Consider the following 11,794-nt stretch of genomic DNA (forward strand, 5'->3'; position numbering starts at 1 on the left):
GGTACCGCGATCGTCCGTGGACGGCCCGCAACACGGCGTTGCGCGCGGCGCGCGGTGGCATCATCCACGCATGGAAATCCTGCACCGTCCCCCACGCCGGCCGCACGCCTGGCTGCCGCTGCTGCTGCTGTCGCAGCTGCTGGTGGCCTGGGCCTGGTGGCGCTGGGGCTGGGCCGTGGGGCTGCCGCTGATGCTGGCCACGCATGCGCTGGCCTGGTGGGGCGTGCTGGCGCCAAATTCGCCGCTGTACGGGCCGGTGCTGTCGCGGCTGCCGTCGCAGGTACGCGAGGTCTGGCTGACGATCGACGACGGCCCTTCCGACGACACGGTGGCGGTGCTCGACCTGCTTGATGCGCACGGTGCGAAGGCGACCTTCTTCCTGGTCGGCGACCGCGCCGCGGCGCGCCCGGAACTGGTGCGCGAGATCGCGCGGCGCGGGCACGACATCGGCAACCACAGCCGCTCGCATCCGCAGGCCTGGTTCTGGGCGCTGGGGCCGCGGCGGATGCGCGCGGAGATCTTCGACGCGCAGCGCCAGCTTGCCGAGGCGACCGGACAGACGCCGCGCTGGTTCCGCGCCGTGGTCGGGCATGCCAATCCGTTCGTATCGGCGCCGCTGCGCGATGCGGGGCTGGCGCGGGTGGCGTGGAGCGCGCGCGGCTTCGACGCGGTGCACAGCGACGTGGGGCGGGTGGTGTCCAGCATCGAACGCGACCTGGCGCCTGGCGCGATCGTGCTCCTGCACGAAGGCGCGCCGCATGGGCGCAGCGTCGAGATGATCGGCGGGCTGCTGCAGCGGCTGGATGCGCTGGGGTACCGGGCCGTGGTGCCGCGCGGCGTGTAGGGGCGCGTTGTCGACGTGGTGTCGCGCGGGGCGGATGGGTCACGGTTGCGCAGGCCGCGTTCGCGGCTTAAGCCGCTCCTACAGAAGCCACGCTTCACGCCCCTCCTTGCAGGAGCGGCTTCAGCCGCGATCACCGCGCTCAATAGGCACCGTTCCCGCTCTTTGTAGGAGCGGCTTCAGCCGCGATCACCGCGTCAGCCGCCGCACCCGCCCAGCTCAGCCCCGAGCCTCCGGCAACCTCGCCACCACCAGCCAGTTGTTGAACGGCGTGTTGCCGAACCACGGGCGGATGTCCACCGCCAGGCCGGCCACGTCGAACCGTGCGCGCAGTTCATCCACGGTCGGGTAGTGCTTGGGTCGGTCGGGCATCCAGCCGGTCAGCGCGGCAAAGCGGTCGCCGGCGCGGGTGCGGCGGATGCGGGCGCCGCCGTCGTCGAGCGCGGCGCGCATGACCAGGACCGCGCCCGGCGCGAGCATTGCGATCGCGGCATCGAGCAGGGTCGCCTGCTGCTCGCGGGTGAGGAACTGCAGCACGTCCAGGATCGCCACGCTGCCCGAATGCGGCGGATAGCCACTTGCCAGGTCGACCACGTCAAAGCGCGTGTCGGCCAGGCCGGACTGGCTGGCGATGCGGCGCGCGCGCTCGATCTTGGGCGCATCGATGTCCACGCCGACATAGGGCATCGCCTGTCCGTCCACGCGCAGCGCATGCGCGAGCAGGCCGAGTCCGCAGCCCAGGTCGAGCAGCGGCGCGCTGCAGCCGCGCAGCGCATCGAGCACGCCCGGGTACAGCGGGTCGGTGCGCAGCTTGATCAGGGTGTAGTAGTAGTCGTAGCGGTTGCCGAGGGCGTGCGCCGGCAGGAAGGCGCGCGCAATTCCCTTTGCGGTTGCGGCATCGAGCGGCCGCAGGGTCTGGTCAGTCATGCGCGGACAGTAACCGACGCGCCACGGGCAGCGCCAGACGCGTCCACTGCGCGTACATCGCCGCGGACGGATGCAGGCCATCGGCGGCCAGCATCATCGGCTCGGCGCCGCGTGCGCGGCTGACCGGCGTGATGTCGACGAAGGCGATGCCGCGCGCCTTGCACAGCGCCCGCGCGGCTGCGTTGTGGCCGTCGAGTTCACGCGCGATGGTCGCGCGGTCGCGCCCGGTGCCGGCCGCGAATGGCGTCACGCCCCAGTCTGGGATCGACAGCACCAGCACGCGGTCCGCGCGATCGCCGGCAAGGACGGTGGCGCGTGCGAGCAGGGCATCGAACTCCCCGCGATAGTTGGCCAGCGCGCGACCCCGGTACTGGTTGTTGACGCCGACCAGCAGGCTCACGAAACCGAAGCGACCCAGCGGCGCGGCCGCATCGATCGCCACCGACAGTTCGCCCGTGGTCCAGCCGGTGGTGGCGATGATCCGCGGATCGGCCAGCGCGATGCCCTCCTCGCGCAGCGCCGCGGCAAGCTGCAGCGGCCAGCGCCCGGCCTCGTCGATGCCTTCACCGATGGTGTAACTGTCGCCGAGGGCGAGCCAGGAAATCGCGTCCGTCATCGGTCCCTGGAAGAATCCTTTTTGCCACGGATTACGCGGATTACGCGGATCAACGCGAATCAAGCCAAGTACATATCCGCGTTCATCCGCGTAATCCGCGGCAAAAAAAGCCGTCCGCCCCTCAGCGTCGCCACCTTCACGCCGCCGGCTGTGCCTTCTTCTTCAGCGGCACGACTTTGCGGTTGGCCACGGCGCGGCGCTCCAGCACGCGGTCGATGCGCGCGAACACCTCGACCAGCATCTCCGGCTGCGGCAGCAGGGTGACGCGGAAATGGTTGCGGTAGGGCACGTTGAAGCTGGTGCCCGGCACGATCAGCAGGTCCTCGGTTTCCATCAGCTCCAGCGCGAAGCCGTGGTCATCGAAGCCCTGCGCGGCGTCGCCGACCACGCCCGGGAACGCGTACAGCGCGCCTGCCGGTGCAACCAGCTCGAGGTGCTCGCTGGCCGCGCAGGCCTCCATCACCGCGCGTCGCGCTTCGTACAGGCGTCCGCCCGGCGAGCACAGCGGGGTGATGGTGTCGGCGCCGGTCAGCGCGGCCTCGATCGCGAACTGCCCCGGCACGTTGGCGCACAGGCGCAGCGCGCCGAGCAGGTCCATGGCGTTGCGGAACGCGGTGCTGCGCGCCGGATCGCCCGACAGCACCGCCCAGCCCACGCGCCAGCCGCAGGCGCGATGCACCTTGCTCAGGCCGCCGAAGGACAGGCAGGGCACGTCGCCGGCCAGCGGCGCGACCGGCACGAAGGTGTTGCCGTCGTAGAGGATGCTGTCGTAGATCTCGTCGCACAGCAGCAGCAGGTTGTGCTTCGCGGCGATCGCGACGATGCGTTCGAGCAGCTCGCGCGGATAGCTGGCGCCAGTCGGGTTGTTCGGGTTGATCAGCACGATCGCGCGGGTGCGCGCGGACACCAGCGCCTCCATCTCCACCGGGTCGGGCAGGAAGCCGTTGCCTTCCGCACACTGGTAGAAGACCGGGCGCCCGTCGTTGAGGATGGTGGCCGCCGACCACAGCGGATAGTCGGGCGAGGGCACCAGCACCTCGTCGCCGGGATTGAGCAGGGCGCGCAGCGAGATATCGATCAGCTCGCTCACGCCGTTGCCGATGAACACGCGCTCGGCCGAGGCCCAGGGTGTGCCGCGCGCGACGTGGTGCGCGGCGATCGCCTCGCGCGCTTCCGGCAGGCCCTGCTGGTGGGTGTAGGGGTCGGTATGGTGGATGTGGTCGGCGATCGCGCGCTGCAGGTGCTCGGGCGCGCGGAAGCCGAAAGCGCCCGGATTGCCGATGTTGAGCTTGATCAGACTGTGGCCCTGGCCCTCGAGCTCGCGGGCACGCCGGGCGAGTTCTCCGCGGATTTCGTAGCGGACTTCGGACAGGCGTTCGCGGGTGGGCAGGCTGGGGGCGGACATCGGAGCGGCACGAAGGCGGCGGGAGGCCGCGCGAAACGTCGGATCATACGCCGCTGCGGCGGTAGAATCGCGCCATGCACACCATGCCCGCACGCGTTTGAACCCCGTCACCAGCGCGCTGCGTGCCATCGGCTGGCCCTTTGCCGGCAGGCCGGGGCCGGGACCGTGGGCGGAGCTGATGGACGCCCACCCGCAGGCGCAGCCGGCGCGGGTGATCGAACAGCACCGCAGCGGCTACGTGGTTGCCGATGCAACCGACCGCGCCTTCACCGTCGAATCCCCGCCCGAGTGGCAGCGCCCACCCGGCTACCGCAAGGGCAAGGTCGCGCCCGAGTCGCGCGCTGTGGTCGGCGACTGGGTGCTGGTCGAGGACGGCAGCATCGTCGCCATGTTGCCCAGGCACAGCGCGATCAAGCGCGGCGCCGCCGGCGAGCATTACCGCCAGCAGCTGATCGCCGCCAACATCGACGTGGTGCTGGTGGTGTGCGGGCTGGACGGGGATTTCAATCCGCGCCGCATCGAGCGCTACCTGCTGCTGGTCCAGGCCGACGGCGTGACGCCGGTGGTGGTGCTGACCAAGGCCGACTGTCCCGGCGCCGACGCCGATGCCGCGCTGGCGGCGCTGTCGGTCGTGGCGGGGCAGGGCGTGGCCGTGCTCGCGGTCAACGCGCGCGACCCGGACAGCGTTCGCGCGCTTGATCCATACCTGCCGGCGGGCGCGACCGCGGTGCTGGTGGGATCGTCGGGTGCCGGCAAGTCGACGCTGACCAATTCCCTGCTCGGCGTGGAGAAGATGAAGACCGCCGCGGTGCGCGAGTCCGACGCGCGCGGCCGCCACACCACCACCTATCGTGCCCTGATCCCGCTGCCGTCCGGCGCCTGCCTGATCGACACGCCGGGCATGCGCGAGCTCAAGCCGACCGGCGAGGAAGGTCTGGCCGACGGCGGCTTCGGCGAGATCGAGGCGCTGGCCGAGCAGTGCCGCTTCCGCGATTGCAGCCACGAACGCGAGCCCGGCTGCGCGCTGCAGGCGGCGCTGGCGGCCGGCACGCTCGATCGCGGCCGGCTGGGCAACTACCTCAAGCTGCGCGACGAGGTGGCGGTGGCGGCGGAGCGGCTGGCCTCGCGGCTGGCGCAAAAGGCCGAGGTGCGCCCGGGCAAGCCGCCGACGCGGCGTGACGGGAAGCCGCGCAGGCCCTGAGCGCGTCCACGGCGCTGTTCCGGCCTGCGCCAGCATTTTCCGCTAGCGTGTGCCCACCCTTCCCGGGATCACGCAAATGCCCGACTCCATCGCCCACCACGCCGCCCTCGACGCGCGCATGGTCCGCGCCGCGCGCGGCCTGCGCGTGCTGGCGCTGGCCAGCTGGCCGGCCGCGGTGCAGCGGACGTTCCTGGCCGACCTGGCGCGCGGCGTGGAGTGCATGCCCCGGTTCGAGTACGCGGCCCACGATTTCAGCGACGTCCGGCGCGAGCTGGACGCGATCGTCGCGGCCGCGGACCCGGGCCACCCGCTGGGCGCCTACCTGATCGATTCGGCGCGGCACTGGCAGCTGGGGGCGCGCATGCTCGAAGCGCTGGGAACGCGGGAAGCCGGCGCGCTGTCGGTGATGCTCTACGGGCATCCCGGCGACCCGCTGCCGGGCGGCACCATCACCACGCGCGAGGCGGCGCGCCACTTCATCGGCATCGCCGACGAACTGGACCGCGAACTGCTCGCGCCCGAAGAGCAGGTGACCATCTCGGCCACCGCCCTGCAGCTGCAGCTGCAGAACCAGCTGGACGCCTTCTTCGGCGGCCGCGTGGTGACGGTGGAACTGGATCCGGAGCTGATCGCCAAGGCGGCCGCCGGCGCCTACCGCATCCGCCTGCGCGATGGCGCCGCGTTCAGCGACTACGACCGCGCGCAGCTGCTGCACCACGAGGCGCTGGTGCATTCGCTGACCGCGCTCAACGGCCGCGAACAGACCGTGTTGCCGAGCCTGGCGATGTCCTCACCGCGGATCACCGCCACCCAGGAAGGCCTGGCGGTGCTCGCCGAACAGATCACCGGCAGCATCGACATCGAGCGCATGAAACGTGTGAGCCTGCGCACCGAGGCGATCGCGATGGCGCTGGACGGCGCCGATTTCCTGCAGGTGTTCGGCTGGTTCCGCGACGCGGGGCAGGATGCGGCGGAAAGCTTCGCCTCGGCCCAGCGTGTGTTCCGCGGCGTGCCGCTGGGCGGCGGTGCCGCCTTCGCCAAGGACACCGTCTACCTGCGCGGCCTCGTCGAGGTGCACACCTTCTTCCGCCAGGCGCTGCGCGAAGGCCGCTTGCGCCAGTGCCGGCGCCTGTTCGCCGGCAAGATGACCCTGGACGATGTGACGCGCCTGGACCCCTTGTTCGAAGCCGGCGTGCTCGCCCCGCCGCGCTGGCTGCCCGACTGGGTCGCACGCGCCAACGGCCTGGCCGGGCAACTGGCGTTCTCGCTGTTCGCCAACCGGATCAGGCTGGATCGGCTGCCAGATCACAGCTGAGCCGGGCCGGCCTGCGCTGCCGCCGCTGCGAGCCTGGGGGCGCCTCGCGGCCGGGTTCCGCAGCCCCGCCGCGGCGATCAGCCAAGATCGGTCGCGAGCGTGGGGCTAGAATCAAGCTTCAGTCCACGGCCTGCCCATGATGTCCGACGAAAAGCCCAGCAACTCCGAAAACGCCCAGGCCTTCCGCCAATCCGCCCTCGACTACCACCGCGTGGAGCCGCGCGGCAAGATCAAGGTGGTGGCGACCAAGCCGATGCTGACCCAGCGCGACCTGGCGTTGGCGTACTCGCCGGGCGTGGCCTATGCCTGCGAGGAGATCGCGGCCGATCCGTCCAAGGCCAGCGACTACACCGCGCGCGGCAACCTGGTGGCGGTGATCTCCAACGGCACCGCGGTGCTGGGCCTGGGCGACATCGGCCCGCTCGCCGGCAAGCCGGTGATGGAGGGCAAGGGCGTGCTGTTCCAGAAATTCGCCGGCATCGACGTGTTCGACATCGAGATCGACGAGAAGGACCCCGACAAGCTGGTCGAGATCATCGCCAGCCTCGAGCCCACGTTCGGCGGCATCAACCTCGAGGACATCAAGGCGCCCGAGTGCTTCATCGTCGAGCGCAAGCTGCGCGAGCGGCTGAAGATCCCGGTGTTCCACGACGACCAGCACGGCACCGCGATCATCGTCGGCGCGGCGGTGGTCAATGCGCTGGAGATCGCGGGCAAGAAGATCGAGGACGTGAAACTCGCCACCACCGGCGCGGGCGCGGCCGGCATCGCCTGCCTGGACATGCTGGTGGCGCTGGGACTGAAGCCCGAGAACATCACCGCCTTTGATCGCGGCGGCGTGATCCACACCAGCCGCGACGACCTGGATGAGGCCAAGCGCCGTTACGCGCGCGACACCCCGCACCGCACCCTGGCGCAGATGGTCGAGGGCGCGGACGTCTTCCTGGGCCTGTCGGCCGGCGGCATCCTCAAGCCGGAGATGGTCGCGACGATGGCGGACAACCCGATCATCCTCGCCCTGGCCAATCCCTATCCGGAGATCCTGCCGGACGAAGCGCGCGCGATCCGCTCGGACGCGATCATCGCCACCGGCCGCTCCGACTTCCCCAACCAGGTCAACAACGCGCTCTGCTTCCCCTACATCTTCCGTGGCGCGCTGGACGTGGGCGCCACCGGCATCAACGAGGCGATGAAACTGGCCTGCGTGCACGCGATCGCGGCGCTGGCCAAGAGCGAGGCCAGTGATCTGGGCGCGGCGTATGGCGAGGAGATTCCCTGCTTCGGCCGCGACTACATCATCCCGCGCCCGTTCGACCCGCGCCTGCTGACCATCGTGGCCATCGCGGTGGCGCAGGCGGCGATGGACACCGGCGTGGCCACGCGTCCGATCGAGGACATGGCGGCGTATCGCGAGAAGCTCGCGCAGTTCCACCACCGCACCGCGCTGGTGATGCGCCCGCTGTACGACCGTGCGCGCGCCGACCGCCAGCGCGTGGTCTATGCCGAAGGCGAGAACGAGACCGTGCTGCGCGGCGTGCAGACGGTGGTCGACGAAGGCCTGGCCCATCCGATCCTGATCGGGCGCCCGGACGTGATCCAATCGCGCATCGAGCGCCTGGGCCTGCGCCTGCGCGCGGGCGTGGACTTCGAGATCACCAACCAGGACGACGACCCGCGCTTCCACGAATACTGGACCCACTACCACCAGCTCACCGAGCGCCGTGGCGTGACGCCCGAAGCGGCCAAGAGCCTGCTGCGCTCGCGCACCACGCTGATCGCGGCGGTGATGGTCGATCGCGGCGAAGCCGATGCGATGATCACCGGGCTGGTGGGCCGCTTCCACAAGAAGCTGGGCTACATCCGCAGCGTGTTCGAACTCGATCCTGGCGTGCAGAGCACCTCGGCCATGACCGGCGTGATCAACGACCGCGGGCTGTGGTTCTTCCTCGACACGCACGTGCAGAACGATCCCACGCCAGAGCAGATCGCCGAGAGCACCATCCAGGCGGCCTACCGGCTCAAGCTGTTCGGGATCGAGCCCAAGATCGCGCTGCTCTCGCACTCCAACTTCGGCAGCCACGACGACTGCAGCGCGCGCAAGATGCGCCAGGCGCTGCAGATCCTGCGCAAGCGCGCACCCAAGCTGGAAGTGGACGGCGAGATGATGGCCGACACGGCGTGGGACGAGGACTTCCGCCGCCGCATCTTCCCCAACAGCACGCTGGAAGGGCGCGCCAACCTGTTCGTGATGCCCAACCTGGACGCGGCCAACATCACCTACAACATGGTGCGGGTGATGACCGACGGCGTGGCGCTTGGCCCGATCCTGATGGGCGTGAGCAAGCCCGCGCACGTGCTGACCACCGCCTCGCGCCCGCGCCGCGTGGTCAACATGACCGCGATTGCCGCGGTCGAATCGCAGATCCGCAAGCAGCGACTGGCCGAACGAGGCAGTTGAGGCCGTCGCTCTCCTGGCCGTCTTTCCCGCGAAGTGCCTTGCAACAGCCGCAGGCTGGTCAAGCGGGAATCCAGCGTCTTGACGAGGGCCTCTGTAGGAGCGCCTTCAGGCGCGATCGCCAACGACGTGGCGATGATCCGTCGGATGTGCGGGGTCGCGCCTGAAGGCGCTCCTACAGGGATCGCCCGGAGGTCAGCAACTGGCGCAGCAACGCCGGCAGCGCGTCCAGGTCGTCCTTGAGCAGCAGGCCGTCCGCAGGCGGCGGGTTGTCACCCGGCGCCGTGCCGCCGGTCACGAAGACGAAGGGCAGGGCCGGATCGTGGGCGCGGGCCAGCGCAAATGCTTCCGCGCCCGAATAGCCCGGCAGGTTGACGTCCGACACCACCACCTGCGGCGCGAACTCCCGCAGCGCCTGCTCCACCCCCGCTGCGGTACACGCGCGCCTGCACTCGACGACCAGCCCACCCTTGCGCAACGCGTACTCGGCAAGCTCCGCGTCATCGGCCGAGTCGTCGACCAGCAGCACGCGCCACGCCATGCCCGATCCTGCATCCTGCACGGACCATCTGGCCACGCCGGTCAGTCCAGCGCTGGCGGTTCGTTGAGCACGGCCCAGAAACGGCCAAGCGTGCGCACCGCATCGAAGAACTGGGCCACGTCCACCGGCTTGACCACGTAGGCGTTGACCCCGAGGTCCCAGCTCACCGCCAGGTCGTTTTCCTCGCGCGAGGACGAGAGCACCACGATCGGCAGGGCCTTGAAGCGGTCATCCCCGCGCAGCTCGGTCAGCACTTCCAGCCCGTCCATGCGCGGCATCTTGATGTCCAGCAGCAGCACCGCCGGATCGCCTTCGGCGCGGTCGGCCCACTTGCCGCGCCGGTGCAGGTAGTCCAGCACTTCCACCCCGTCCTCGACATGGACGATCGGGTTGGCCAGGTGCGCCTCGCGCAGCGCGTCGATCGCCATCTCGGCGTCGTGCGGACTGTCTTCGGCCAGCAGGATGGTGCGCAGTTCGGTCATGGCTTGTTCTCGTTGGATGCGGGGATGTCGCCTGCGCCTGGCAGCGTGACATGGAAGGTAGCGCCCTGGCCCGGCGCGGATTCGGCGCTGATGCGGCCGCCGTGCCGCGTCAGCACCCGGCGCACGCTGGCCAGGCCGATGCCCGTGCCCGGGAACTCGCTGGGCGCGTGCAGGCGCTGGAATACGCCAAACAGCTTGTTCGCGTACTTCATGTCGAAGCCGGCGCCGTTGTCGCGCACGGTGAAGTGGTGCGCATCGTCGTCGCCGCGGCGATAGGCGACCTCGATCTGCGCCGGCTCGCTGCCGCGGCTGTACTTGACCGCGTTGCCCAGCAGGTTCAGCCACACCTGGCGCAGCATGTTCTCGTCACCCACCACTACCGGCAGCGGGGCGACGTGCCATTCGATCGCGTGGCCGGGCGAGTCGGTCGCGTTGTTGGCGTCGAGCATGGCCAGGGTCTCGGAGGCCAGCGACTGCATGTCCACCGTCTGCAGGCGCAGCGCGCTGCGGCCCAGCCGCGAATACACCAGCAGGTCGTCGATCAGCGCCGACATGCGCTGCGCCGAGGACACCATCACCTCGATGTAGTGGCGGGTCTTCTCGTCCGCGCCCTCGCCCAGGTGGCGGCCGAGCTTGTCCCCGAAGCCGGCAATATGGCGCAGCGGCGCGCGCAGGTCGTGCGAGACCGAATAGCTGAAGGCCTCCAGCTCGCGGTTGACGTCCGAGACCTGCTCGACCTTGCCCTCGAGCTGGCGGTTGAGCTCGCGGATCTGGCGGTCGCTGGCCTTCTGCACGCTGATGTCGCTGGCCGTCACCAGCGCAACCGACTCTTCGCTGTCGGGCAGCGGCATGCGGCGGGCGTTGATCATCATCGTGCGCTCGAGGCCGTCGGCCGTCTCCTGCACCTGCTCGAAGTCCCACAGTTCGCGGCCCCGGCCGAGCACGTCGGCCAGGCGGCGCAGCATGCGCTCGTCCCGCCAGGCGCCGCCGCCGATCTCGGCCAGCGGCCTGCCGCGCGCATCGTCCTCGACGCCGAACAGTTCGGCGAAGGCAGCGTTGTGCATCACCACCCGTTGCTGGTGGTCGATCGCCACGATCGGCTCGCGCACCGTGTCGAGCACCACGCCGGCGCGCGCGCTGGCGCGCATCGCGTCGGTCTCGGCGCGCAGGCGGTGGGCGATCTGGCGTCCGGAATAGACGAGCACCCCCCCCAGCAGCAGCAGCTGGCAGCTCATCGCCACCCAGGCCGCGGTGCGCGCGCGCTCGACCACGCGGTCCGCGCGCGCCTGGCGCTCGGCCAGCAGCGTCTGTTCGGCCTGGACGATCCCGGCGATGAGCGCCTGGATCGGATAGCGCGCCACCATCTCATCGATATCGGCGATGGTGGTGTCCGTGCCCTGGTCGATGATGTGGTCGGCCTGGGCCTTGCGCAGCAGCACATGGGTCTGCAGGCCGCCGATGCGCAGCTGCTGTTCGGGATTGTCGCGCGTCATCTCCTGCAACTGCTGCAGCAGCGGCAGGATCTGCCCCCGGCTGTCGGCGACACGCCTGCGCAGGGCCTCGTTGTCCACGCCGCCGGCCAGCGACAGCGCGCCCGCCTCCAGGTTGCGCATGTGCGAGGCTAGGGTCTGCACCGTGATCTCGACCCGCTGGGTGTGCGCCACTGCCTGCCATGCGTCGTCGGCGTTCTGCGTGGCCTGCCGCAGCAGCACGAACGGCGAGACGATGATCAGCGCGACCAGCAGGCCGAGCGCGATCAGGCGCCAGTTCGACAGCGGGGTTGGAAGGGCAGGGTTCGGCATCGCTCGGGGACAGGTGGGCCGGTCGGGACGCAGGGAACCCCGGCGCCGAGCGGCCCCCGAATCCCCTGCACACCCGGCGATCATTGCCGACCCGGTGGAAAGAGGGCAAGCGGGACGCCGGGAGTTCAACAACCGCCCATCCTTTCGCAGCGGATGTGTACGGGATGCGAAGGAGTCCCGCAGCCCGTCTGGCGGAGCCGGCTTCCCGG

10 protein-coding genes are annotated in these 11,794 nt (G+C 70.3%); 4 read left to right on the top strand and 6 right to left on the bottom strand.

The window, feature by feature from the left end; translation table 11 throughout:
• Positions 1-70 precede the first annotated feature (70 nt).
• Entirely contained in the window at positions 71-844 is a 774-nt protein-coding gene (locus ACW5DW_RS00860) for a polysaccharide deacetylase family protein (protein WP_457016681.1), read from the top strand.
• A gap of 216 nt (positions 845-1,060) precedes the next feature.
• Here ACW5DW_RS00860 and ACW5DW_RS00865 read toward each other — a convergent pair whose 3' ends face one another.
• From ACW5DW_RS00865 to ACW5DW_RS00875, 3 genes are all read right to left on the bottom strand, one after another.
• Positions 1,061-1,768 (bottom strand): methyltransferase domain-containing protein, encoded by a 708-nt coding sequence (locus ACW5DW_RS00865; RefSeq protein WP_457016682.1) that lies wholly within the window; start codon positions 1,766-1,768, stop codon positions 1,061-1,063.
• Positions 1,761-2,384, bottom strand: a complete 624-nt coding sequence (locus tag ACW5DW_RS00870) for an SGNH/GDSL hydrolase family protein (RefSeq protein ID WP_457016684.1) — start codon at positions 2,382-2,384, stop codon at positions 1,761-1,763. Before ACW5DW_RS00870 ends, ACW5DW_RS00865 begins: the two co-directional genes overlap by 8 nt.
• Before the next feature lie 136 nt (positions 2,385-2,520).
• Positions 2,521-3,789: an aminotransferase class I/II-fold pyridoxal phosphate-dependent enzyme gene (locus tag ACW5DW_RS00875; protein WP_457016686.1), complete on the bottom strand. Its 1,269-nt coding sequence runs from the start codon at positions 3,787-3,789 to the stop codon at positions 2,521-2,523.
• A gap of 178 nt (positions 3,790-3,967) precedes the next feature.
• Between ACW5DW_RS00875 and rsgA the strand changes: the two genes are divergently transcribed.
• The 3 genes from rsgA (at position 3,968) to ACW5DW_RS00890 (ending at position 8,763) form a co-directional block, all read left to right on the top strand.
• Complete coding sequence (rsgA, locus tag ACW5DW_RS00880) at positions 3,968-4,990, top strand: ribosome small subunit-dependent GTPase A (protein ID WP_457016688.1); 1,023 nt, start codon at positions 3,968-3,970, stop codon at positions 4,988-4,990.
• A 76-nt stretch (positions 4,991-5,066) separates the two neighbouring features.
• The gene (locus tag ACW5DW_RS00885) at positions 5,067-6,305 is read left to right on the top strand and encodes a flavohemoglobin expression-modulating QEGLA motif protein (protein ID WP_457016689.1); all 1,239 of its coding nucleotides are present in this window, start codon (positions 5,067-5,069) and stop codon (positions 6,303-6,305) included.
• 139 nt (positions 6,306-6,444) lie between these two features.
• Complete coding sequence (locus tag ACW5DW_RS00890; protein ID WP_457016690.1) at positions 6,445-8,763, top strand: NADP-dependent malic enzyme; 2,319 nt, start codon at positions 6,445-6,447, stop codon at positions 8,761-8,763.
• Between the two features lie 172 nt (positions 8,764-8,935).
• Here the strand turns inward: ACW5DW_RS00890 and ACW5DW_RS00895 are convergent, their stop codons facing one another.
• Genes ACW5DW_RS00895 through ACW5DW_RS00905 form a run of 3 tightly spaced genes read right to left on the bottom strand, consistent with a single transcriptional unit; the run spans position 8,936 to position 11,585 of the window.
• Entirely contained in the window at positions 8,936-9,337 is a 402-nt protein-coding gene (locus tag ACW5DW_RS00895) for a response regulator (RefSeq protein ID WP_457016691.1), read from the bottom strand.
• 5 nt (positions 9,338-9,342) lie between these two features.
• Complete coding sequence (locus tag ACW5DW_RS00900) at positions 9,343-9,783, bottom strand: response regulator (RefSeq protein WP_457016692.1); 441 nt, start codon at positions 9,781-9,783, stop codon at positions 9,343-9,345.
• On the bottom strand, positions 9,780-11,585 hold the full coding sequence (locus ACW5DW_RS00905; protein WP_457016693.1) for a sensor histidine kinase: 1,806 nt from the start codon (positions 11,583-11,585) through the stop codon (positions 9,780-9,782). Before ACW5DW_RS00905 ends, ACW5DW_RS00900 begins: the two co-directional genes overlap by 4 nt.
• Between the last annotated feature and the right edge of the window lie 209 nt (positions 11,586-11,794).

The organism is Luteimonas sp. A482, assembly GCF_054072655.1.